Annotated in this window: 22 protein-coding genes; 15 read left to right on the forward strand and 7 right to left on the reverse strand. The window is 58.7% G+C overall.

Features of this window, described 5'->3' with window-relative positions; all coding sequences use genetic code 11:
* The first annotated feature begins 71 nt into the window (after positions 1 to 71).
* From ACMUVN_RS21315 to ACMUVN_RS21340, 6 genes are all read left to right on the forward strand, one after another.
* On the forward strand, positions 72 to 515 hold the full coding sequence (locus tag ACMUVN_RS21315; protein WP_245294526.1) for a cupin domain-containing protein: 444 nt from the start codon (positions 72 to 74) through the stop codon (positions 513 to 515).
* A gap of 45 nt (positions 516 to 560) precedes the next feature.
* Positions 561 to 1,877 (forward strand): phosphopyruvate hydratase, encoded by a 1,317-nt coding sequence (gene eno / locus ACMUVN_RS21320; protein WP_047618945.1) that lies wholly within the window; start codon positions 561 to 563, stop codon positions 1,875 to 1,877.
* Between the two features lie 99 nt (positions 1,878 to 1,976).
* The gene (locus ACMUVN_RS21325; protein WP_047618948.1) at positions 1,977 to 2,978 is read left to right on the forward strand and encodes a VOC family protein; all 1,002 of its coding nucleotides are present in this window, start codon (positions 1,977 to 1,979) and stop codon (positions 2,976 to 2,978) included.
* A 59-nt stretch (positions 2,979 to 3,037) separates the two neighbouring features.
* The gene (locus tag ACMUVN_RS21330; RefSeq protein WP_029868081.1) at positions 3,038 to 4,252 is read left to right on the forward strand and encodes an amino acid ABC transporter substrate-binding protein; all 1,215 of its coding nucleotides are present in this window, start codon (positions 3,038 to 3,040) and stop codon (positions 4,250 to 4,252) included.
* A 108-nt stretch (positions 4,253 to 4,360) separates the two neighbouring features.
* Entirely contained in the window at positions 4,361 to 5,479 is a 1,119-nt protein-coding gene (locus ACMUVN_RS21335; protein WP_176707323.1) for an alcohol dehydrogenase catalytic domain-containing protein, read from the forward strand.
* A 53-nt stretch (positions 5,480 to 5,532) separates the two neighbouring features.
* Positions 5,533 to 6,084, forward strand: coding sequence for an NADPH-dependent FMN reductase (locus ACMUVN_RS21340; protein ID WP_029868078.1), 552 nt, complete (start codon positions 5,533 to 5,535; stop codon positions 6,082 to 6,084).
* Positions 6,085 to 6,417: 333 nt separating this feature from the next.
* Here ACMUVN_RS21340 and ACMUVN_RS21345 read toward each other — a convergent pair whose 3' ends face one another.
* The 4 genes from ACMUVN_RS21345 to ACMUVN_RS21360 form a co-directional block, all read right to left on the reverse strand.
* Positions 6,418 to 7,398, reverse strand: a complete 981-nt coding sequence (locus ACMUVN_RS21345; protein ID WP_176707321.1) for a phosphotransferase family protein — start codon at positions 7,396 to 7,398, stop codon at positions 6,418 to 6,420.
* Between the two features lie 36 nt (positions 7,399 to 7,434).
* On the reverse strand, positions 7,435 to 8,520 hold the full coding sequence (locus ACMUVN_RS21350) for a C-terminal binding protein (RefSeq protein ID WP_245294527.1): 1,086 nt from the start codon (positions 8,518 to 8,520) through the stop codon (positions 7,435 to 7,437).
* The gene (gene ppc, locus ACMUVN_RS21355) at positions 8,486 to 11,242 is read right to left on the reverse strand and encodes a phosphoenolpyruvate carboxylase (RefSeq protein WP_029868075.1); all 2,757 of its coding nucleotides are present in this window, start codon (positions 11,240 to 11,242) and stop codon (positions 8,486 to 8,488) included. The genes ACMUVN_RS21350 and ppc overlap by 35 nt, the downstream gene beginning before the upstream one ends.
* 181 nt (positions 11,243 to 11,423) lie before the next feature.
* A complete protein-coding gene (locus ACMUVN_RS21360) occupies positions 11,424 to 12,350 on the reverse strand; it encodes a LysR family transcriptional regulator (protein WP_029868074.1) in 927 nt (308 codons plus the stop codon).
* A 116-nt stretch (positions 12,351 to 12,466) separates the two neighbouring features.
* On the opposite strand from ACMUVN_RS21360, the gene ACMUVN_RS21365 reads away from it, so the two are divergent.
* Genes ACMUVN_RS21365 through ACMUVN_RS21380 form a run of 4 tightly spaced genes read left to right on the forward strand, consistent with a single transcriptional unit; the run spans position 12,467 to position 17,486 of the window.
* Positions 12,467 to 13,642 carry an acyl-CoA dehydrogenase gene (locus ACMUVN_RS21365; protein ID WP_029868073.1) on the forward strand — a complete coding sequence of 392 codons (1,176 nt, stop codon included), beginning with the start codon at positions 12,467 to 12,469 and terminating at the stop codon, positions 13,640 to 13,642.
* Between the two features lie 59 nt (positions 13,643 to 13,701).
* Complete coding sequence (locus ACMUVN_RS21370; RefSeq protein WP_029868072.1) at positions 13,702 to 14,589, forward strand: 3-hydroxybutyryl-CoA dehydrogenase; 888 nt, start codon at positions 13,702 to 13,704, stop codon at positions 14,587 to 14,589.
* 43 nt (positions 14,590 to 14,632) lie between these two features.
* Positions 14,633 to 16,297: an electron transfer flavoprotein-ubiquinone oxidoreductase gene (locus ACMUVN_RS21375; RefSeq protein WP_414815438.1), complete on the forward strand. Its 1,665-nt coding sequence runs from the start codon at positions 14,633 to 14,635 to the stop codon at positions 16,295 to 16,297.
* 43 nt (positions 16,298 to 16,340) lie between these two features.
* Positions 16,341 to 17,486, forward strand: a complete 1,146-nt coding sequence (locus tag ACMUVN_RS21380) for a CaiB/BaiF CoA transferase family protein (RefSeq protein ID WP_029868070.1) — start codon at positions 16,341 to 16,343, stop codon at positions 17,484 to 17,486.
* 80 nt (positions 17,487 to 17,566) lie between these two features.
* On the opposite strand, the gene ACMUVN_RS21385 is transcribed toward ACMUVN_RS21380, so the two are convergent.
* Positions 17,567 to 18,010: a DUF5086 family protein gene (locus ACMUVN_RS21385; protein ID WP_029868069.1), complete on the reverse strand. Its 444-nt coding sequence runs from the start codon at positions 18,008 to 18,010 to the stop codon at positions 17,567 to 17,569.
* Between ACMUVN_RS21385 and ACMUVN_RS21390 the strand changes: the two genes are divergently transcribed.
* The 5 genes from ACMUVN_RS21390 to ACMUVN_RS21410 all read left to right on the forward strand — a co-directional run bounded on the left by ACMUVN_RS21390 (position 17,904) and on the right by ACMUVN_RS21410 (position 19,670).
* Positions 17,904 to 18,221: a hypothetical protein gene (locus ACMUVN_RS21390; protein ID WP_165932276.1), complete on the forward strand. Its 318-nt coding sequence runs from the start codon at positions 17,904 to 17,906 to the stop codon at positions 18,219 to 18,221. The two genes, ACMUVN_RS21385 and ACMUVN_RS21390, sit on opposite strands and share 107 nt — an antisense overlap.
* Positions 18,218 to 18,508 carry a hypothetical protein gene (locus tag ACMUVN_RS21395; protein WP_029868068.1) on the forward strand — a complete coding sequence of 97 codons (291 nt, stop codon included), beginning with the start codon at positions 18,218 to 18,220 and terminating at the stop codon, positions 18,506 to 18,508. The genes ACMUVN_RS21390 and ACMUVN_RS21395 overlap by 4 nt, the downstream gene beginning before the upstream one ends.
* 118 nt (positions 18,509 to 18,626) lie before the next feature.
* Positions 18,627 to 18,875, forward strand: a complete 249-nt coding sequence (locus ACMUVN_RS21400; protein ID WP_029868067.1) for a hypothetical protein — start codon at positions 18,627 to 18,629, stop codon at positions 18,873 to 18,875.
* Between the two features lie 181 nt (positions 18,876 to 19,056).
* On the forward strand, positions 19,057 to 19,287 hold the full coding sequence (locus ACMUVN_RS21405; protein ID WP_028757534.1) for a hypothetical protein: 231 nt from the start codon (positions 19,057 to 19,059) through the stop codon (positions 19,285 to 19,287).
* Positions 19,288 to 19,409: 122 nt separating this feature from the next.
* A complete protein-coding gene (locus ACMUVN_RS21410; RefSeq protein WP_029868066.1) occupies positions 19,410 to 19,670 on the forward strand; it encodes a hypothetical protein in 261 nt (86 codons plus the stop codon).
* Between the two features lie 104 nt (positions 19,671 to 19,774).
* Here ACMUVN_RS21410 and ACMUVN_RS21415 read toward each other — a convergent pair whose 3' ends face one another.
* Positions 19,775 to 20,878 carry a helix-turn-helix transcriptional regulator gene (locus tag ACMUVN_RS21415; protein WP_029868065.1) on the reverse strand — a complete coding sequence of 368 codons (1,104 nt, stop codon included), beginning with the start codon at positions 20,876 to 20,878 and terminating at the stop codon, positions 19,775 to 19,777.
* Positions 20,879 to 21,041: 163 nt separating this feature from the next.
* Positions 21,042 to 22,112, reverse strand: a complete 1,071-nt coding sequence (locus tag ACMUVN_RS21420) for a LacI family DNA-binding transcriptional regulator (RefSeq protein WP_029868064.1) — start codon at positions 22,110 to 22,112, stop codon at positions 21,042 to 21,044.
* Positions 22,113 to 22,129: the final 17 nt, after the last annotated feature.

Raw genomic sequence — 22,129 nt, forward strand, 5'->3', positions numbered from 1 at the left:
CCAGGTTCGCTGGGGACGGCGCCGTTCCCCGCACGGACATATTCAGGACGGTCCCTGGATTGGTGTCGCGGATGATCTGGTCGACTTCCGCCTCCACGGCCATCCCATTCAACGGAACCGATCCGACTCCGCTGGTCGCAAGCTTCGTTCCGGAGCCCGGCGAAACGCGCTTTCTAGTGCTAACGTTCCCACCAGATGCTGTTTTTATATCTCCGGATTTCGATGGTCCGGCCGCTCTCGCGGAGAATCTGGCGGTCAGTCCAGGTTTGGCCGAACGCTTCGAGCCGGATGGCAAACATCAAACGCCCACCGTCGATTATGGAATTGTTCTCGACGGCGAGATCTGGATGGAACTCGACGGTGGCAATGAGACCCGTCTGCGCCAGTTCGACGCCTTCGTACAGAACGGCACGCGTCACGCCTGGCGAAACAAGAGCGACAAACCGGCAACCATCGCCGTGGTGCTGGTTGGCGCACGGACCCCCGACCTGACGGATTATGATGACGGCCTGTGAGGCCTGATGATCCAATTTCAATCTGACCTTGTGGACCAACTGAACATGACCAACACCGAAATCCGAAAAGTGCAGGGCCGTCGCGTCTGGGATTCCCGTGGCAGGCCCACCGTTGAGGTAGAGATCGAGCTGGCCTCCGGTGCGACCGGCCGGGCCATTGCACCTGCTGGTGCATCGACCGGCACCGGCGAGGCGCTCGACCTTCGTGACGGCGGCAGCGCCTTTGCCGGCTTGGGGATCAACAAGGCCCTCACTGCCGTCAACGGAGAAATAGCCAAATTGCTGGTTGGCCGGAATGCCAATGATCAAGCCGAGCTGGACAATGCCATCATCGAGCTGGATGGCACCCCGAACCGGAGCAGACTGGGTGGAAATGCATCGGTGGCAACATCGATGGCGTTGCTTCACGCGGCAGCGGCAGCGGCCGACCAACCGATCTGGCGGTATCTCGCGGGTTCCGGCAAGGGGATTACGATGCCACTGCCGGAAATCCAGATTTTTGGAGGTGGAGCGCATGCAGCACGCCGGGTAGACGTCCAGGATTTCATGGTCATGTGCCCTGCTGCCTCGACTTTCGCGGAGGCTTTGGAGTGGACCGCTGAAGTCTACCGCGCGGCAGGCGACATTATGAAACGTGCCGGAAAGCTCCAGGGCGTGGCGGACGAGGGAGGCTATTGGCCTGCCTTCACCAGCAATGAAGAAGCCCTCGATGCCTTGGTGCGTTCGATCGAGGCCGCCGGCCTGAAGCCAGGCGGCGAAGTCGTCATATCGCTCGACATTGCGGCCTCCGAATTCGGTCGTGAGGGTAAGTATTCGCTGGCGTTGGAAGATCGGCAGCTCGATACGGCCGAGATGATCGACATGCTTGGCGGCTGGTTGAAGACCTATCCAATCGTCTCTATCGAGGATCCGCTCGCTGAGGACGATCCGGATGGATTCAAGGCGTTTACCGCTCGCTACGGCTCCAAATGCCAAATCATCGGCGACGACTTCTTCGTGACGAACGCGGCGCGGGTAACCGAAGCGATCAAGGATAAAAGCGCCAATGCGGTTCTGATCAAGCCGAACCAGGCGGGCACGATCACAGAGACGTTCGACGCGCTCTCAGTTGCCAAGAAAGCGGGCTTTCGGACAATTGTTTCGGCCAGATCCGGTGAGACGGAAGATGTGACGATCGCCCATCTGTCGGTCGGCTGGGATGCCAGGCAGCTCAAGGTCGGATCGTTCTCACGCTCCGAGCGGATGGCCAAGTGGAACGAGGTTCTCCGTATTGAGGAGGCCCTTGGAAAAGAGGCTTCGTTCGCCGGCTGGTCGGCGCTAGACTTGGCTGAAAAGCCAGCCGCGGTTGCTGCTGTAGGTTAGATTTTGGATGGGCCGGTTGCGGGTCTCGCTCAATAACAGGCGTTGACAAAAGCGCCGGCCCTTTTATGCTAACGTTAGCAATAAATAGATGAGGATGACATGCTTCCGGCTGTTAATTTGAAACCTCCCTTCAACATCACGCGCTTCAGCCACGTCGTGCTTGAAGTCAATGATGTGGAGCATAGCCGAGATTTCTACCTCAATGTCGGCGGCCTGATTGAAACAGAATTCGCGGAAGGTGTTTCATACCTTCGCGGATTGTCCGAGGCCTGCCATCACAGTCTCGTGCTCGCACCTGCCGGCGGGAAGCCGACGTGCAGGCGGATCGGTTACCGGGTGTTTCTGGAGGAGGACCTCGACAAGGCCAAGTTCTTCTTCGATGAAAAGGGGCTCCCGGCGGAATGGGTCGAAGTTCGAAATCAAGGGCGGACCCTGCTCGTCAGCGACCCGTCGGGCGCTCGCATCGAGCTTTGCTCCAGCATGAGTGTTCATCCCCGTAAGTTCCTCGAGGTGCATGAACATCGCGGCGCCCGAGCCCAGGGGCTTGATCATTGCCAGATCATGGTCGCCGATCCGTTGGGTCTAAGCGCGTTCTACGGCGAACTCGGTTTCCGGACTTCGGAATATATTGCGGCCGGCGACAATCTCATTGCGAACTTCATGTATCGCAAAGGTGTCTGCCTCGATCTGGCGTTGGTGCCGGGCATCGGCCCCCAATTGCATCATTTCGCTTATACGGTTCCCGAAAGCAGCGACATCTTCGCCGTGTGCGATTTTGCCAGCCGTTATGGATATGGCGACAGCGTTGAGCGCGGACCCGGACGCCATGGCCCTTCCGGAGTCCTGTTCGTCTACCTGCGCGATCCCGATGGACACCGGGTGGAGTTCTTCAACAATCACTACACCACGATAGACGCGGAATTGGAGCCCATTCGTTGGGACGCGGCAGCCCTTAGCACCAATGTCCATTGGGGAATGCCGGCCGTCTCGAAGTGGTTCTTCGAGGCAAGCGAATTTACGGGAGTACCGCTGGAGCACCCCGAGACAATGCCGAACCCCATGACGCTGGAACGCTACGCAGAGGGGCTGGCGAAGAGCTGAGACCTGCCGCCGGCGGCAGAGACTGATGATGACATGCCGGAAGCATCTGGGAGGATGAGATGAGTGCGAATTCCATGATACTGAATAGACGAACATTCCTCGGGTCTGCAGCCGCAGTAGCAGCTTTCAGCTCGATGCCGAGGGTTTTTGCCCAGGAAGGGCCGGTCCGCGTCGGCGGAACGCTGCCGTTAACAGGCCCGCTTGCGGGCGTAGGCGCGATCCACAAGCTCGCCGCAGAGGTGTTCGTCGAACAGATCAACGCCAAAGGCGGTATTCTCGGACGAAAGGTGGAATTCGTCCTTCTCGACGACCAATCGCTGCCCGCCAATGCTCGAACGCTCTATGAGCGCCTTGTGACCGCCGATAAGGTCGATCTGCTGATGGGCCCCTATGGCACGTCGTCGATCATCGCAGCAATGGGCGTTGCCGCTCGGTTCAAGAAGATGCTGGTTCAGAGCAGCCTGGGGGACCCGAGTCTCGCGCCCTATCCGCTGCAGTTCCCATCTCTTCCAATCGGCGCCGAGCCGCAATCGGCGGATACCGAGGTTGTTCTCGATGCCTATGCGAGCCTGCCGACCCCTCCCAAGACGATTGCGTTCGTCACGAGCAAATTTCCGTCGGCCCTCACGATCGCCAAGGGCGGCCAGCAAGTTGCCGAGAAGCGTGGCATCAAGAACGTGCTGGACCTTGAATACGAGTTCGGCACCAAGGACTTCGGCGCAATCGCGAACCGCATCAAAGCGGCTGATCCGGATCTGCTGTGGTCTGGTGCGATCGGCATGGAGGCCGTGCAGCTTCTCGATGCAATGGGCCGGATCGACTACCAGCCCAGGAACCAATTCTATCTGTTCCCGGCACCCGGCCCGACCGCAGCTCACCCCAAAGCGAACGGCTTGACCTCGCTGACCTGGTTTGAAGAGCACGAGCCGTTTCTCAGGTATCACGGCGCCCAGGAATTCGTAAGCGCTTATGACAGCAAGGCGAAGGCGGCGGGTTTCCCCTATCCGCGTACGGAGTATCAGGCTGCGGTCGAATATGCTGCGTGGCAAATTCTTGCAGCGGCAGCAGAAGGGGCAGGGAAATTGGACGACGCCGCGATGGCTGCGTGGTTGCGCTCGAATACCGTCGAGACGGTCGTCGGGCCAAGGACTTTCGACGGCAAGTTCAATGCCGGGAAACAATCGACGAAGCTCAAGCAAGTTCAAGGAAAGGATTGGGTGACTGTCTGGCCTGCGGATTTCCGACCGGCTGGGAAGGAGTTCCTGGTCCCCTGACGAATGCCGCTCGGCACTGTGCCGCGCATCTGTCTGAAACTGCAAAAAATGCATTCGGTCGGGCACGGTCCGACCGATGTCCCTATGGAGGAGTTAATGGTTAAGACTATGATCGCCGCTCGGCTGCATGCTCTGCATCAGCCGATGTCGCTGGATGAGATTCCGGTTCCCACGCCCCGGCCCAACGACGTCCTGGTGCAGGTCAGGGCCTGCGGTATCGTGCCCAACATGGCCAACGTCATCAACAATTGGCCAACCTGGTTCCCTCACCAGCCACTGCCGAAGTTTCCGGCAGTGTTTGGCTTGGACCCAGCCGGGGTCGTCGCCGAAGTCGGCGAGGCGGTCACCAATGTCAAAATTGGCGATCGTGTCTATGTAAGCCCTCTCAGATCCTGCGGTTCTTGCAAGGCGTGCCGGTCAGGCAACCGCAGCCAATGCCGCTACTACACCTTGAATGGGTACTTCAGCACCAGTCGCGACGGTCAAAGAATCTTTGATCTTTATCCGTACGGCGGCTTCAGCCAATTCATGACCGCCCCGGAATACTCGCTCGTGTGCCTGCCGGATAATCTCAGCTTCGAGCAGGCCGGCCGCTTCGGTTACCTCGGTACATCCTACGGCGCCCTGAAGAATGCACAGGCTGGACCTGGCCAGGTTTGCCTCATCGACGGGATCACCGGCACGCTTGGCGTCGCGGCAACCAAGCTCAGTCTTGCGATGGGGATCTCCAAAATTCTGGGCACCGGCAGAAGCAGGGAATTGCTGGACCGCGTAAAAGCCATCGCTCCTGACCGCATCGACACCATCATGCTCGGCGAAGGCTCGACCGGAGAATGGGCAAAGGCCCAAACCGGTGGCGAGGGAGTGGATTTCGTTATCAGTGCGCTGGGCGCGAGAGCCCCCGCCGCGACCGTGGTCGACTCCATGCGCGGAGTTCGTCGGGGCGGCCGCGTGGTTGTCGTTGGCGGCGTCGCAGAAGATGTCCCGGTCGACGTGAAGTGGCTGATGGACGAGCAAGTTCAGCTCATCGGCTCGAACTGGTTCAGCGCTGCGCAGGGGCAGGAAATGGCAGACATGGTCCGCACCGGTGTGCTCGACCTGTCGTATCTGGAGCACAAGGTCTATCCGCTTGAGCGGGTGAACGAAGCCATATCAGGCATTGGCGAGCGCGATGGCGGCTTCAGCAACTATGTGGTCGTTCCTCCGGTCCCTGCCTCCTATCAATAACAATCACCGGCGCCGGCTATCGCCGGCGCGTCCCTCACGCGAGAAGAGAGAACATGTCCAAGAAAGATATCGCGGTCCTGGTCGGAAGCCTTCGTCAGGCCTCGATCAACCTGAAGTTCGCCCGTGCAATGCAGAAAGTGGCGCCCGACGGACTGAACCTGGAAATCGTACCGATCGGCGACCTTCCGCTCTATAACCAGGACTTGGAGACGGAGACGCCGCCGACGGAATGGACATCCTTCCGCGAGCGCATCAAGGCTTGCGATGGCGCAATCTTCGTGACGCCTGAATACAATAGATCCGTACCCGCGGCATTGAAGAACGCGATCGAAGTCGGTTCTCGCCCGTTCGGGAAAAGCGTGTGGGATCACAAGCCCGGTGCGGTGACCGGAGCTTCTCCCGGTCTCATTGGCGGCGCAGCCGCGGCACTTCAGCTCAGGGTTATCCTGACCAACATCAACGTGCCGACCATGCCCCAGCCTGAAGTTTACCTCAGCACGGCCGACAAATTAGTGGGCGATCACGGTGTGTTCCTCAATGAAGGAACCCAGAAGTTCATCGAGAGCTTCCTGGTCGCTTTCGAAAGCTGGGTCGCTCGGTTCTGAGCCGAAGCAGATGTGAAGCTTTTATCCGCCATCGCGAGACCAGCGCGATGGCTTTTTATGCTCTCTTTTAATGAATGCGCCGCTTTCCCGATGAGCCCGGTATTTTCACGGGCGAAGCCTCAGCTGACAGGCGAAACCTCAGCGCCGTATGCTGCTCGATCGCCCGATGTGACGCACAAGCGCCGCGTCGGGAGTATCATGTCGGTTTTGTCGTGGTGATGGGAATTCTCGCCCGCAAGTCGTTGTTTCGCTCTTCTGACCATTTCACAAGGGCCGCGCGGTTATCGGCGCAGCGGCAAAGAAAAATGCCGCTGCCTGAGGAGTGGGGTTCCGTTATGGAAACCAGGCCTGCGCCACGTCAGCCAACTTTCGCCGAGGCGATGCGATCAGCGGGATGGCGACTTTGCGGACCGTTTCGCGCTGGCATTCGTCGGTTATGTATTCGACGGGCGATTTGCCGTCGACCCGGGCGAGGAAGAGAGCGGGCAACAAGCTTGCGGCCCGAGCCTCGAGAGCGTCTCGATCCTCCCAGTCGACCTGATCCAGGTAGGCTGCCGTCAACGCCGCGAATGACGATGCGAGCTCAGATGCCGCCTTTCCAGCGATGACCTTCTTCAGCAATAGATGGTTGAGGCAGAAGGCCAGGTCGAAAGCCGGGTCGCCAAACCAGGCGCATTCGGCATCCAGGAACACAGGGCCGTTCTTGCCCAAAAGGATGTTCTTCGGGCTGACGTCGCCGTGGACAAGCGCCAGCTTCGTTTCGGCCGTGCGCTGAACCAGTTCTGCGAGGCGGTCGCTGACGAAGGGATGTTTGGCGGCGGTCGCCACCAGATAGGGCTCAAGCCGAAGCGCATAGAAATTCGATCCGGAGTCGAACTTTTCTGGCAACCCCGATATACGGGCACTGACAGAATGGATCTGTCCAATCCGCCGACCCGTTAGCTCTGCCGCTTTTCGGTCAACGCTCCCGTGGAGCAGGTCGGTCTTCCACAGCGGATACTGATCGCCGGGAAGAAACTCCATTGCGAAGACGCCAGACAACGCGTCGTGTGCGAGAGGCTTCGGAACGGCAGAAGGGAAGTGCTGCGCCACGAAGGAAATCCAGTTCCATTCGTACACATTTCTCGACACCGGCGCCTGCCAATCGGCGGATACCTTGAGCTTGGCAAGTGCGCGTTTCACACAGATGAGCCGGCCGGGAAGCTCCACACGGTAGATATCTGAAGAAACACCACCCGTCAGCGGCTTGTAGATCGCCTCCTCGGAAGCGCTCCTCAAACCGTTCTTCAGCAAGAACTCATCGAAAGTCGTCATCTCATATACAGACATGAACCCAGTGTCCTTGCAGTATTAGCGGCGGGGGCTGTTGCGGGGTTGTTCAGGCTTCTCTCCGCAGAGAACCCTGACGACCTCCTCCGCCGCCCGGCGACGCAACTCGATCAGCGAAGCATCCGAGGAGAAGGCGACGTGCGGAGTGATCATCGCGCCGGGATGAGCGATCAGCTCCGGTGGGACGCGTGGTTCATCCTCAAGGACATCGAGGCCGACGCCGCTCAGAATGCCGGAGTCCAAGCCTTCGATCACGGCGGCAGTTTCGACAACGCCGCCTCGGCTGACATTGATCAGCAGGCTTCCACGGCGCATCTTCGAGATGGCGTCCCTGTTGATCAGGTGGTGCGTCGCAGGCGCAAGCGGCGCATGGACGATGACGATATCGCTCTTGGCCAGAAGCGTATCGAAGTCGGCGAGCTCCACATCTGCAGGAATATTCGAGGCATGGGGATCGTAGGCTAGCACCCGGCATCCGAGCGCCTGCATTTTCGCGCCGGTCGCACGACCGATGCGGCCAAAGCCAACGATGCCGCAGGCCAGGTCCGAAAGCCTGCGGAGATTTGCCGAAGCCGGGTCCCAGCGCCCGTCGCGAACTTCGCGATCGAAGTGGATCAGGCCACGGGCCCAGGCAATCGCAAAACCGACAGCGTGGTCAGACACTTCTGCAACGCAATAATCGGGAACATTCGTGACCCATATCCCCCGCTCCGTCGCCGCCTCGACTGCAATATTGTCCAGGCCAACTCCGAGACGAGCGACGATCTTGAGGTTAGGAGACGCAGCAATTGCCGTCTCGCTGACTTGAGCCCAGCAGGTCAGAATCGCGTCCGGCTGATGCTTTGCAGCCAAAGCGTCGATCTCAGCAGGCGGAGATGGCTCGGCCGGACCGCTGACGAGGATGAACCCGGCCCGCTCGATTACCTCCCGCTCCACTTTGTCATCCGGCCAGGCGTAGTCCGTCAACAGCACGGTCCGTGTCATGAATTTCCTCCCAGTTTGTGCGAACGTTAGCGCGGCAATTTTATCGAGGTCAAGAAAAATAGGCTTACGCCATCCGCATTGGCGCTCGTTACCCGCTGTTTCGCAGCCCTGCTGCAATTCCATTGATGGTCAGGTGCAGCGCCTCTTCAGTGTCCTGATCGCCTTCTCCGGCACGGTGGCGGCGAAGAAGGTCGATCTGCATGTGGTTAAGCGGATCGAGGCAAGGAAAGCGATGATGGATCGACTGCTTGAGTGCCGGATTATTCTCAAGCAGCGAGGCCTGATCCGTTATGGAAAATAGCGCAGCTGTCGTCGCTTCCCATTCGTCTTTTATGCGTGCGAAAATTTTCTCATGGGTGGATGCATCAGGAGTGAGGCCCACATACCGCGCCGCGATCGCCATGTTGGTCTTGGCCAACACCATCTCCATGTTCGCAATGAGTGTCTGGAAGAAAGGCCAGTCCCGGTGCATTCCCTGAAGAATTTGCAATCCGTCGCGGTGTCCGGCCAGCCATTGTCGCACGGCCGAACCGAATCCAAACCAACCCGGCAACATCATGCGGCTCTGCGACCAGCCGAACACCCAGGGTATCGCACGCAGGTCTTCGATGCGACGTGACGAGTTGCGTGAGGCTGGGCGGCTGCCAATGTTCAGTTTTGCGATTTCGCCGATGATCGTTGCTTCCCAGAAGAACCGCTCAAATCCCTCAGTCTCGTAAACCAAACGGCGATAGGCGCCAAAGGCCAGGTCGGACAGTTCCTCCATGGCGCCAAGATATTCGGGATCCGGCTCTTGCGCGTCGGAAGGCAGCAGGGACGCTTCCAGCGTCGCGGCTATAAGAAGTTCGAGATTCCGACGACCTAGTGCCGGATTGGAATATTTCGCCGCAATGACTTCACCTTGCTCCGTCAGCCGGATCGATCCGGCAACCGCGCCAGGGGGCAGGGCGGTGATGGCTTCATAGCTTGGGCCGCCACCGCGGCCCACGGAGCCGCCGCGACCGTGAAACAAGCTGAGGCGAACGCCTTCACGCTCAAAGAGCTGGATGAAGGACGTTTCTGCCTTATAAAGTTCCCATCCCGAAGTCAGATAACCGCCATCCTTGTTGCTGTCCGAATAGCCGAGCATAATTTCCTGTTTGCCGCCGAGCGCTTCCACATATGTCCGATAGGCTTCGACGGCCAAAACTGTTTGCATCACGTCATGCGACCTTCGAAGATCCGAGATCGTTTCGAAAAGCGGTATGATGTTGATTGACGCCGCTTCGGGCTCATCGGGCCGGAACAGCCCCGCCTCACGGAACAGGACCATGACCTCCAGAAGGTCGGAAGGGCTTCCGGCCTTCGAAATGATGTAATTGGGGATGCTGACGCGGCCATAGTGCTTATGGGCTTCGGCAGCTTCCCGCAGAACGGAAAGCTCCGACGCCGTCTCGGCCGAATAAGTCCTGAGCGGTGTCATCAGCAACTGGGAAGACCGTAGTTCCTCGGTGAGCAAGCGGATCTTATCACTCTCGGCTAACGCCTCGTAACGTGTGCCAGGCCGCACGTTCTCGAAAAGCTCATGAACAACCCGTTGATGAACCTCGGAATTCTGTCTCAAATCCAGACTGACAAGGTGAAAACCGAAGACGTCTACGGCGCGTTGGAGCCTGCGCAGTTTTCCGGTGGCGATCTTTTCTGCGCCATTGGCTGCCAGGGATTTGCTGATCGTCGCCAAGTCTTTGGCGAATTCGGCAGGGCACAGGTAGGAAGGGGCGGCCGCCACAGGTTCGCGAACCAGTTCCGTGCTGCCGAACTTACGTGCCGTGGCCGACAGGCGAGCATACATGCCCGATATCGCCAGGCGATATGGCTCGTGTCGGCGCCGCTCCGATCTGTCGGGGGAGTCGGTCGCGAGGCGCTGAAGCTCCTGCGAGACTTTCACATACCGGTCATCCAAGGAAAGTTCGGCGCCAAGGCTATGCAGTTCGCCGAGATAGAACGAGAAAACTCTCTCACTCTGCAAGCAGAGCGCCTCCCTCAGGGTTTCACCGTTAACATAGGGATTGCCATCCCGGTCGCCACCGATCCAGGAACCCATGCGCAGGAATGGCGGCAGCGCGCCCTCGCCGAAACTCCAGGGGGAGTCTCGCAGCTGATTTTCGAGAATCTCGTACACCTCCGGGATCACCCGGAAAATGGTGCTGTCGTAATAGGACAAGCCATTGAGGATTTCATCCACGACTTGAAGCCGCCGCCCCCGAAGGCTGTTCGTTTGCCAAAGCGTCGTCGTCGCCCTCTCCAAATCCTCCTTATGCCGACCTATCTCCTGCTCAATCAGGCCGGCTTGGTCGAGCTCAGTCAGGCATCGTGCAAGCTCCTGCTCGATTTCGATAACGCTCTTCCGCCGAACCTCGGTGGGGTGCGCTGTGAAAACGGGCGAGACGACCGCTTCAAGAAGCAGTTTGCGGATATCTTCCGCCTCTACCCCCGCCGCAGCCAGAACGGAAAGCGATCTGGCAATTGTTCCCGGCATGGCAGGTTCATGATCGACGATGCTGAAGCGCTGCATCCTGGCTTGGTGTGCGTCTTCGGCAATGTTCACGAGTTGAGAGAACTGGCTGAATGCGCGGATCACGCGCTTGAGGGTCCGGGGAGGCATTTCTGCACAAAAGAGGGCGAGCTTGTCGTTCAAGTGCCGGCCGGTCTTTCTATGGCCGGCAACCGAGAGAGTGCGGACCTGCTCCACGATCTCACGGGCCTCCTCGCCGTCGCTTGTTTCGATAGCCTCGCACAGCAGGCGGCCGAGCAGCCGAACGTCCTTCACCAGGGCCCTGCTGGCCATCAGGCGTTTCCCCTGCATGCTTGCTTTGCGTAATTGAAGGTGCAAATGTGCATTCCTTGTGCTAACGTTAGCATAAATTGGCAGGATTTAACCGAGGAGTCAAGCAACACGCGCAAACGAACATGAGCGAGAAGCCGAACGAGCGACGAAGCCCCTGACGATATTCCAGATTATCGAAGGTGTCTCAGGTGCGGCTTGATCAACCGCCGCCATCTGCCGATCCGCCTTCCTGGTAACGCGCGACCTCGTCCAGCAGCCATGCGCGGAACGCCACGACAGGACGGAAGTCCTTCCTGCTCAGAGGCGCGACCGCATAATAGGCGCTGGTGCTTTTGACCTGATGTGGAAAGGCTTGAACGAGCTGGCCATTTGCGAGTTCGGAGTCGATGAGGAAAAGCGGCATCAACGCGAGCCCCAGTCCGGCAATGCAGGCTTGGGCCACGTTGCTGAACTGTTCGAACCGCATGGCCTGCGATGGGGTGCCGTTAACCTGGAGGCTTTCAAAAAAATGGCTCCAAGCCCCGGGACGGGACGCCATCTGCAGCAGCGGCAGGCGAAGCAGATCTTCGGCCCTCACGATGGGATGTGAACTGAGAAAAGACGGGGACGCGATCGGTGCAACCATCTCTTCCATAAGAAATATGCTTTCCGTACCGGGCCAATCGGGCTGGCCGATATGAATCGCCATATCTATGTCGTCGCGGTCGAAATCGAACACGCCTATGCGCGTGGCGAAGTTCAACGTGATCTCCGGGTGTCTAGCGACAAATCGCGGAATGCGTGGCATCAGCCAGCGGGTGCCGAATGTCGGCAAGATGGCAAGATTGAGCTGATCGCTATGTTGTTTGGTCATGGCCTGCAGCGAAGCGGAACGGATTTCCGCCAAAGCGCTGGCAATAGCCCGGGCATAGTCTGTGCCCGCCTCCGTGAGGTTGACGCCACGGCTAGTGCGCTCGAACAGTAAAACGCCGAGTTGTTCTTCCAGCGCTGCGATCTGCCGACTGATCGCTCCCTGCGTCAGGGAAAGCTCCTGTGCTGCCGCAGAGAAGGTGCCCAGCCGCGCGACGGAATCGAACGCTGCGAGAGCCGAGGTGGAGGGAAGGAGCCTTCGCGAGAGGTTTGCCATGCGCTATTACTATAGCTCATAGGCCGATGAGTAAACCTCGCTTTCTCAGTCGTGAAAAAACAGCTTTAATTCCGTCAAATTCGAACTGCCAAAACCTCAACGGGAGGACGACGATCTTGGCCTTTTCTTGGAACGACCCTTTTCTGCTCGACGACCAGCTGACCGAAGATGAACGGATGATCCGCGAGTCCGCTGCGGCTTTCGCAGAATCTGAACTCTTGCCGCGCGTTGAGGACGCCTATCTCGAAGAAGCGACCGACCCGGAGCTGTTCAGGTTGATGGGGCGGACGGGCCTTCTTGGGGTGACGCTGCCTGAAGAATACGGGGCCGCGAACGCATCCTACGTTGCCTATGGTCTGGTCGCCCGCGAGGTCGAGCGTATCGACTCCGGATATCGTTCGATGATGAGCGTGCAGTCCTCGCTGGTCATCTATCCGATCTTCGCCTACGGCTCCGACGAGCAAAAGAAGAAGTATCTGCCGGGCCTCGTTTCGGGTGAACTGATCGGCTGTTTCGGCCTGACCGAGCCCGACGCGGGCTCGGATCCCGGCGGTATGAAAACCCGTGCCGAGAAAATCGAGGGCGGCTACCGATTGCGCGGCTCGAAGACGTGGATCTCGAACTCGCCGATTGCGGATGTCTTCGTCGTCTGGGCAAAATCTGAGGCTCACAACAATGAAATACGCGGCTTTGTTCTCGAAAAGGGCATGAGGGGCCTTTCGGCTCCAAAAATTGGTGGCAAGCTTTCGCTGCGCGCCTCGATCACGGGCGAAATCGTGATGGACGGTGTCGAAGTCACCGAGGATGCGCTTCTGCCCGGCGTTTCCGGTCTCAAGGGGCCGTTTGGCTGCCTCAACCGCGCCCGTTACGGCATCTCCTGGGGTGTTATGGGAGCTGCCGAGGACTGCTGGTTCCGCGCTCGTCAATACGGCCTGGACCGCAAACAGTTCGGGAAACCGCTAGCAGGGATGCAGCTTTATCAAAAGAAGCTCGCCGATATGATGACCGAAATCACGCTCGGACTGCAGGGCTCGCTTCGCGTTGGCCGGCTGATGGATGAGCACAAGATGGCCCCGGAAATGGTCTCGATCGTCAAGCGCAACAACTGCGGAAAGGCGCTTGAGATGGCGCGGCAAGCCCGGGATATGCATGGCGGCAACGGCATTCAGATCGAGTATCACGTCATGCGCCACGCGCAGAACTTGGAGACGGTCAACACATACGAAGGGACCCATGACGTCCATGCCCTGATCCTTGGGCGTGCTCAGACAGGCCTCCAGGCGTTTTCCTAATTCCCGATAGTCTATTCGGCACAGGCCGTCCTTTAACCTCCGGATTAACGCGAGGCAGCATGCCTATAGTGGATAAGATTTCTACCGTCGCCGTCATCGGTGCTGGACAGATGGGTACTGGGATCGCGGAAGTCGTGGCGAAACACGGGTATGAGGCACTGATTTACGATCTCGACAAAAGTCGAATTCGCGCGAGCATCGAGGCGAGCGCCGGATATTTCGGGCGCCAAGCGGAAACCGGCAAAATGCCGGGCGAGGCGGTTGAGCAGGCGATCTCCCGAATAAAGGGAGCGTTCTCCCTGTCGGATCTGGCGAGCGCCGATTTGGTTGTCGAAGCGGTGAGCGAGAATGAAGACCTCAAGAGGAAGGTCTTTACGGATGTGTGCACTGTCCTGAAGCCCGACGCGATCCTGGCGACGAACACATCGTCGCTCTCCATAACGCGGCTCGCCGCGTCAACCGACAGGCCCAATCATTTTATAGGGATGCACTTCATGAATCCCGTACCTGTTATGAAGCTCGTAGAGCTGGTTCGCGGCATCGGAACGGATCAAGAGACGTTTGCCATAGCCAAGGATTTCGCCGAATCCATCGGCAAAACGGTCACCGTCTCCGAGGATTTTCCGGCCTTCATCGTAAATCGTATCCTGATCCCCATGATCAACGAAGCGATCTACACCCTGTATGAGGGTGTTGGAAACGTGGAAGCCATAGACATCGGCATGAAACTCGGCGCCAATCATCCGATGGGGCCACTCGAACTGGCGGATTTCATCGGTTTGGACACATGCCTTTCCATCATGCAGGTCCTTCACGAAGGGTTGGCTGATAGCAAATACCGTCCGTGCCCGCTGTTGGTCAAATACGTCGAGGCCGGGTGGCTCGGTCGCAAAGCACAACGCGGGTTCTACGACTACAGGTACGTTCCAGCTCGACCAACTCGCTGATCCCCATCTCATCCCCAACATCGAGATTTATCAGGCATTTATCATGACCGAAGAACACGCAGACGAAAATCGCGAGAGCATGGAATTCGACGTTGTGATCGTCGGCGCCGGTCCGGCCGGTCTTGCGGCGGCGATCCGGCTGAAGCAGGTCAATCCGGAGCTTTCGGTCGTCGTGCTGGAGAAGGGCTCTGAGGTCGGAGCGCATATCCTGTCTGGCGCCGTCGTCGATCCGATCGGCATCGACCGGCTGCTGCCCGGCTGGCGTGAGGAGGAGGGGCACCCGTTCAAGACGGAAGTGACAGACGACCACTTCCTGCTGCTCGGCCCGGCCGGCTCTGTTCGCCTGCCGAATGTGCTGATGCCGCCGCTGATGAACAATCACGGCAATTACATCGTCTCACTCGGCAACGTCTGTCGGTGGCTGGCGACCAAGGCCGAAGAACTTGGCGTCGAGATCTATCCGGGCTTTGCCGCAGCGGAAGTGCTCTACAATGAAGAGGGCGCGGTGATCGGTGTCGCCACCGGCGACATGGGCATCGAGAAGAACGGCGAGCCTGGACCCAACTATACCCGCGGCATGGAGCTGCTCGGCAAATATACCCTGATCGGCGAGGGCGTGCGCGGCTCGCTCGCCAAGCAGCTGATCGCCAAGTTCGATCTGCAGAAGGATCGTGAACCGCAGAAGTTCGGCATCGGCATCAAGGAACTCTGGCAGGTCAAGCCCGAGCATCACCGGCCGGGCCTGGTGCAGCACTCCTTCGGCTGGCCGCTCGGCATGAAGACCGGCGGCGGCTCCTTCCTCTATCATCTCGAGGACAATCTGGTGGCGGTCGGCTTCGTCGTTCACCTGAACTACAAGAACCCCTATCTCTATCCTTTCGAGGAATTCCAGCGCTTCAAGACGCATCCGGCGATCCGCACCACTTTCGAGGGCGGCAAGCGGCTGTCCTATGGGGCGCGCGCCATCACCGAGGGCGGCTACCAGTCGGTGCCGAAGCTCACCTTCCCCGGCGGGGCGCTGATCGGCTGTTCGGCCGGTCTCGTCAACGTGCCGCGCATCAAGGGCAGCCACAATGCGGTGCTGTCGGGCATGCTGGCGGCCGAGAAGCTGGCGGCGGCGATCGCAGCCGGCCGCAGCCATGACGAGGTCGCCGAGATCGAGAACGAATGGCGCAAGGGCGACATCGGCCGCGACCTGAAGCGGGTGAGGAACGTCAAGCCGCTGTGGTCGAAGTTCGGCACCGCACTCGGTGTGGCGCTCGGCGGCTTCGACATGTGGACCAATACGCTGTTCGGCTTTTCGTTCTTCGGCACGCTGAAACACGGCAAGACCGATGCGCAGTCGCTGGAGCCTGCCGCCCAGCACAAGCCGATCGCCTATCCGAAGCCGGACGGCGTCCTGACCTTCGACCGTCTGTCCTCGGTGTTCCTGTCGAACACCAATCACGAGGAAGACCAGCCGGTGCATCTCAAGGTCAAGGACATGGGCCTGCAGAAGCGTTCCGAGCACGATATCTATGCCGGCCCGTCGACGCGCTACTGTCCGGCCGGCGTCTATGAGTGGGTGGAGAAGGACGGGCAGGATACCTTCGTCATCAACGCCCAGAACTGCGTGCACTGCAAGACCTGCGACATCAAGGACCCCAACCAGAACATCAACTGGGTGCCGCCGCAGGGCGGCGAGGGGCCGGTCTATCCGAATATGTAGTCCAACGATGATCTGCGGATTTAGGAACGATCAGGAGTTATCGATGCAGTTTCCGCTAGAGGGCGTTCGGGTCGTGGAGTTGGCGCGTATCCTGGCTGGTCCGTGGGCTGGACAGACACTTGCCGACCTGGGAGCGACCGTCATCAAGGTAGAAGGTCCGGATGGCGACGATACGCGCCGTTGGGGGCCTCCTTTCATCAAGGATGGCGATGACGTCGCTGCGGCCTATTTCCATAGCTGCAATCGCGGAAAACTGAGTATCACGGCGGATTTCAACTCTGTGGAAGACGTCGAAAAGGTTCGTGCACTGATCGCCAACGCGGATGTCGTCATCGAGAATTTCAAGGTAGGCGCCTTGAAGAAGTTCGGTCTTGATTACGAGAGCCTGAAGGCGATCAATTCGAAGCTGATCTACTGCTCGATTACCGGATTTGGCCAAACCGGTCCCTATGCCGGGCGCGCAGGATACGATTTTATCGTCCAGGGCATGGCGGGCATTATGGATTTGACCGGTGAACCAAGTCGGGAGCCGCAGAAGATTGGCGTGGCGTTCGGCGATATCTTCACAGGGCTCTATTCGGTGATCGCTATCCAGGCCGCTTTGATCCTCCGTAACAGCACAGGTGAGGGAGAGCATATCGATATGGCTCTGCTGGACAGCACGGTGGGCGTCTTGGCCAACCAGGCGATGAATTTCCTGGCCTCGGGAAAGGCACCAACGAGACTCGGCAATGCGCATCCCAACATCGCGCCATACCAGGTATTCCCGGTATCCGACGGCAATATCATTATCGCCTGCGGGAACGACAGTCAGTTCGCACGGGTGTGCGATATCCTTCGGCTATCCGCTGTGGCAGCCGATGTTCGTTTCAAAACGAACGCGGACAGAGTGCGTCATCGAGAGGAACTGACATCGGTGATGGAAGCGCGCACGAAGCTCTTCAACCGGACGGATTTGCTAGCCGACTTTGCGCGCGTGGGTGTTCCCGCCGGGCCGATCAACACCGTGGAAGATGTATTTTCGGATCCGCAAGTGCTGCATCGCCAGATGGCGGTGGAGAATGAAGGGATACCGGGCATCCGGACGCCTATCATCTTCTCGGAGACGATGCTGACCCGGCATCGTAAGTCGCCAAGGCTTGGCGAGCACAATGGCAAAGTGCGGTCAGACTGGTCTTCGACGGACTGATGCTTGCTAGCATCGCCGAACGTTCCTTTCGTTCATCCTCCCGCATTGATACGGCCATCCCTTCACCGTATCCACATGCATTATGGGCGCCTATTGCCTGCAGCCCCAACGCATTCAAGAATTGTCGTGCGGCAAACCCCGGTGTCCCGCTGGATGAGAGGTTGTGTGCGCCAGGCTCGGTGGGCGATCCGGAATTCGAGGTCCTTGTAAAAATAGGTCTTGGCCTTTTGTCTCAGACGGCTCCTGTCCAAAGCGTCTGCCGTTACGACAAGATGTGCGGCAAGCCGTTTGAATTGCCATGGCGGCGAACCTTGCTCCTTCTCGATCACCTCCACATGGTAATAGGGATCGTGATCGGCGGGATCCGGATGTTTGTAGACGGTGGCCCAACGAACTGTCCGTGGTGAAACGGAGAGAATGACCGTGGAAACATCCGTGGATTTCACCGGTTCGGCACGCATGAAGACCGGTGCGGCCAATATCGTCGCGACAGCCAGAAGGATGGTTCCAGGAACTATTCGCATGGGTAAACAGCGTTCCATCCAAGAGTTAAATCACTGCCACGCTTTGAATGAATTTTTAATGCCGCCTTTTTCTGAAAAATTCAACGCCAACACGAGGGATGGACGACTGCGTTTGCTCCGACCGATTCTGGAACAATGTCTATCGTCCCCTGTTACATTGACGATAAAACGAGTGCTGCGTGAAGGACGAAGCAGTTGGAGGGCTCGATGAAGCGGAGCATAGGATTTGGGTTGATACTTGCCGTTGTGCTGACAGGCTGCACCACCGGCGCAGGCAATTATTCGTCGGCGGGGCTGGCCCCCATTCCCGGCAGCATCACCTATAATGGTCAACCGCGCACGAAGTTGACGAAGTCGCCCGTCGGCTCTTCCTTCCCGCATACCTTCACAGATCAATGGGGACGCCAGGTCGAGGAGATCTACATCATCCGGCCCGACCGGAGCTTGCTGATCGCCGAGCGCCACTACCGGCCGGTCTTTTCGCTCGACGACGACTAGGCGCGGCGTCAGTCGAGCACTCTCTACGACACGATCCGAGGCCGCGTCTGACAAGATTTCAGGATTGTCAGCATCGCGATTATGGCCGACGCTCCGTTATCGAAGCGAGGGGATGTGCATGGTCGATATTATTATCCGAAGCGCTCTTGATATCGTTGGGCGGACTGAGCGGCTTATCGAAGCAATGAGGCGAATGCTCCAGAGCAAAGGTCTTGACGAAGTCGAGGTCTACGAGCTCGATTATGAGATCGAGCGGCTCGGGGACATGGTTTTCAACATGGACGAAGCTGTTCGATCGCTGGCACGCACGGTCGAAGGCTGGCCGCAGCCGGTTCTTGCACACGAGATCCGCAGGACATTGCATTGACGGCTGATCGCCGCTTTTGCAACTGACGTGTCACGAAGTCGGTCTTGAGTTGGGAATGTCGATTCTGCGTGTCACGCCGATGTCACGCGACCGTCGCAGCAATATGTGCTTGATAGGCGTCGTTAGGCTCGGGTTAAGGCACGGTCGGGCCAAAATGCTATTGTTTCGCGGGGGCGTCGCAATGACCTTGAAGACTTCGGGGCGAAAATCACAGCCCCACGAATTTATCTTTCCGGTTCACACGCGCACGATCGCAGAGATCAGGTACAATAGTCTCAGCCGCGTGATGACGGTGGTCTATCACGACGGTCGCTCGTGCACGACGTCAGGCATACAAGGTCCCGCCATGCTGCGGATCCTCGCCCAGCAGCCATTGGAGCGCTCTCCGTTTCTGTTGCAGACGGTGATCTGACGCAGAGGCGTCGTCGGCCCTTGTCGCGCCGCGGGTGTTCGCTTGTTAAATCAGCGCGGTTATGCATCCATTTCGCGCGGGCTGCGTTCATCTCCAACAGCCAATCCATGGAGGGAATGCCGATGACCTTTCCACCACCGAAGGCCGAAGCTCCTGCGCAGCGCTTCGAAGAGGCGACCGCCGCTGCGCGCGAGGCTTTAGAAAGGCTGATTGCAGCCGCCAATGAAGCCGGATGGGGCACCGAAGAGATAACCTCAGCGCTCCTGAAGGCTGCGCAGTTTCTGAGCGACGCCAACAAGAGAGATCCCGATCCGGCCGACGATCCCGCCATCAGCGACGAACCTGCCAGGGCACAGATCGGTCGTGGTGAGCTCTACGATTGATGCATGTCGCCCAAAAGCGTGCAGCGGTTTTGGGCAACGACATGCATGAAAACAAAGATCTAAACGGGTTGGTTTTCTGCTCGAACTGACCGCCGCGTCGATGCTCAGCGCATGAGCAGGGCCACCAAACCAACCTGGGAATTGACCCCGAGCTTGGAATAAATGTTTCTGAGATGAGTCCGGACAGTTTCGTAGCTGATGTGATCGGCTACGGCCACTTCCTTTGGAGAACGGCCTGAGGCAATGCTGGATGCGATCCGGATTTCCGTCGCAGTCAGTTTGTATGTTTCCATCAGGAAGTCTCGCCGCTCATTGAATGGTGTCGTGATCATCGGCTCGATGATCACGGCCACGGTCGGCCCCTCCAGGAATTCGGTGAACGCGTCGGACTGCAGTCGGACGAGGGTGATGCGGTAATTGGCCTTGTTCTTCCCCTTTACAATCGCCGTATGCGGCTTTGTTTGCACACCCTTTCTGGACGTCAGGAAATCGAGAACGGCAGCTGATGTCTCGCATTGAAGTGCGAGCCTGCCATCCGGCGCGATATGCACAGGGAAGCCAGCTTCCACGAACGCTTCCGCACTCCTATTCCATTGGCGTGCTCGCCCTTGCTCGGAAACGTAGATCAGTCCGGCGCCGATACTATCAAACAGGGTTTGCGTTGCCTGTTTTTCCGGTGCCAGCAGATCGCGCTTCCGAATGAAGTCGAAAGCCCTTTTCAAATGCGGCGCGAGGATCGTGTAGCGCCCGGTTGCCGCTTTGTTGAAATCGGGGTCTGCCGACGACGTGCAGGTCGACAGAACGAAGGTGCGGGTTTCCTCCCGGATGATGGAGACACCGATGCTGGTCTCGCAGCCGGCCTGCCCCTTCAGCCAATCGTTGTAGAATTCCGATTTGAGCAAGTCTTTGCGTGGAAAGATTTCGTCTCCACAGACACCCTGGCCGACGGGCACGACGCTCAATCTCGGAATCCAAGGGTTCACCGAGGCAAAGTGGCTGCTGAACTGGTCGACCTCGGTCCTCGAGAAGCCCGATACGTAAGGAACATGAGCAATAGGCGAGGCCAGATCGTGGTAATGGAGTGCAGCTTTTCCATTGGGCGAAGTTTCCGCAACTCGATCCAGAAAATCTTGCCAGTTGCACTCACCGAAGAGACTTCCATAGATCAAATCTATCAGCTCAGATGAAACCTCATTTGACTGGAGCATGATCTTTCTGAAAATCCCATGACGAGTATTTTCAGTATTAAATAACGTAGGCCAGGCAAAGACAACAGGAACTATATGCAATAACAAATCGGTGGCCATCGATACAACACGGCCGATCACAATGCTGCTGTGCGACCGATTGATTCCGCCTGGATCTGCGGTCTCACCGGCCGATCGTCGCGACGGAGCCGCGTACGACAAGGCGCGTACTGACGCGCAGACGTTCGACGGCAAGAGGCGTGCGTTCGATGCGGGCGACCAGACGTTCGCTCGCGAGCTTGCCCATCTCGTAGACGCGCTGGTCGATGATGGTGATCGGTGGAACGGTGACGCTGGTCCAGTCGGCATCCAGGAAGCAGATCATCGACACGTCGCTCGGGATTGACAGGCCGAGCGACTGCAGCGACTTGAAGATGCGCAAGCCGACGAGGCTGTCGGATGCCAAGAGTGCAGTTGGCGATGATCCCTCCGAGACCAGGCGTTTGATCACGCCGTCCGTCTGTTGCTGGTCGGTGGCGCCGAGCCTGACATAATGAAGAGGGTTCGGCAGGCCCGCCTCGGTCAGGACGCTCACGAAGCCTTCCACGCGTTCGCGCACGGCGGAATTCGATATTCGCCCGACATCGGTGAGCCCGCCGCCTTCGGCATCCATGGCGGAGACGTAGGCGAGGCGGCGATGCCCTTGCCCGATCAGATACCGGGTCGCGGTGACTGCCGCATCCTGGTCGTCCCCGGTCACGGCGTCGACATCGAGTTCCGGAATGGCCCGGTCGAACAGGACCAGCGGCACGCCGGCGCGGCGGATATCTCGGAGGTGATCGATGTTGTCGCAGCGAGCGGGCGTGACGATCAGACCATCGACGCGTTTGCCGATCAGAAGGTCGACGGCCGATTTTTCCGCATCCAGCTGTTCGCCCGAATTCGCGATGATGACGTTGAAGCCCGCAAGCCGGGCAGCATCGCTGATGCCGCGCACCGCCAGGCTGAAGAAAGCGTTCTCGATATCGCCGACCACGACCCCGATGATGCCGGATCTTCCGGTGCTCATGCTCCGGGCGAGCTCGTTCGGGCGGTATTCGAGCGCGGCTGCCGCCGCCATGACCTGATCCGTGATCTTGGCGCTGACCACGCCGTAGCCGCCGAGCACGCGGGCGGCCGTCGCCTTCGAGACCTTTGCGGCCTTCGCGACATCGGCGACCGTGACTGAACGTTTCGAATGAGCGGAATCTTCCATGAGCCGAGGACTACAAG

Source organism: Rhizobium sp. IY2 (assembly GCF_047532935.1).
Classification (GTDB): Bacteria; Pseudomonadota; Alphaproteobacteria; order Rhizobiales; family Rhizobiaceae; genus Rhizobium; species Rhizobium anhuiense.

Coding starts and splice junctions, on each gene's coding strand:
- ACMUVN_RS21345 (WP_176707321.1), bottom strand. CDS start 7,398: ATGACGACTTTCGATGAGTTCTTGCTGAAGAACGGTTTGAGGAGCGCT.
- ACMUVN_RS21385 (WP_029868069.1), bottom strand. CDS start 18,010: ATGCGAATAGTTCCTGGAACCATCCTTCTGGCTGTCGCGACGATATTG.
- ppc (WP_029868075.1), bottom strand. CDS start 11,242: ATGCAGGGGAAACGCCTGATGGCCAGCAGGGCCCTGGTGAAGGACGTT.
- eno (WP_047618945.1), top strand. CDS start 561: ATGACCAACACCGAAATCCGAAAAGTGCAGGGCCGTCGCGTCTGGGAT.
- ACMUVN_RS21360 (WP_029868074.1), bottom strand. CDS start 12,350: ATGGCAAACCTCTCGCGAAGGCTCCTTCCCTCCACCTCGGCTCTCGCA.
- ACMUVN_RS21400 (WP_029868067.1), top strand. CDS start 18,627: ATGGTCGATATTATTATCCGAAGCGCTCTTGATATCGTTGGGCGGACT.
- ACMUVN_RS21370 (WP_029868072.1), top strand. CDS start 13,702: ATGCCTATAGTGGATAAGATTTCTACCGTCGCCGTCATCGGTGCTGGA.
- ACMUVN_RS21325 (WP_047618948.1), top strand. CDS start 1,977: ATGCTTCCGGCTGTTAATTTGAAACCTCCCTTCAACATCACGCGCTTC.
- ACMUVN_RS21395 (WP_029868068.1), top strand. CDS start 18,218: ATGAAGCGGAGCATAGGATTTGGGTTGATACTTGCCGTTGTGCTGACA.
- ACMUVN_RS21350 (WP_245294527.1), bottom strand. CDS start 8,520: ATGGAATTGCAGCAGGGCTGCGAAACAGCGGGTAACGAGCGCCAATGC.
- ACMUVN_RS21340 (WP_029868078.1), top strand. CDS start 5,533: ATGTCCAAGAAAGATATCGCGGTCCTGGTCGGAAGCCTTCGTCAGGCC.
- ACMUVN_RS21415 (WP_029868065.1), bottom strand. CDS start 20,878: ATGCTCCAGTCAAATGAGGTTTCATCTGAGCTGATAGATTTGATCTAT.
- ACMUVN_RS21315 (WP_245294526.1), top strand. CDS start 72: ATGATCTGGTCGACTTCCGCCTCCACGGCCATCCCATTCAACGGAACC.
- ACMUVN_RS21380 (WP_029868070.1), top strand. CDS start 16,341: ATGCAGTTTCCGCTAGAGGGCGTTCGGGTCGTGGAGTTGGCGCGTATC.
- ACMUVN_RS21420 (WP_029868064.1), bottom strand. CDS start 22,112: ATGGAAGATTCCGCTCATTCGAAACGTTCAGTCACGGTCGCCGATGTC.
- ACMUVN_RS21390 (WP_165932276.1), top strand. CDS start 17,904: ATGACCGTGGAAACATCCGTGGATTTCACCGGTTCGGCACGCATGAAG.
- ACMUVN_RS21410 (WP_029868066.1), top strand. CDS start 19,410: ATGACCTTTCCACCACCGAAGGCCGAAGCTCCTGCGCAGCGCTTCGAA.
- ACMUVN_RS21330 (WP_029868081.1), top strand. CDS start 3,038: ATGAGTGCGAATTCCATGATACTGAATAGACGAACATTCCTCGGGTCT.
- ACMUVN_RS21375 (WP_414815438.1), top strand. CDS start 14,633: ATGACCGAAGAACACGCAGACGAAAATCGCGAGAGCATGGAATTCGAC.
- ACMUVN_RS21335 (WP_176707323.1), top strand. CDS start 4,361: ATGATCGCCGCTCGGCTGCATGCTCTGCATCAGCCGATGTCGCTGGAT.
- ACMUVN_RS21405 (WP_028757534.1), top strand. CDS start 19,057: ATGACCTTGAAGACTTCGGGGCGAAAATCACAGCCCCACGAATTTATC.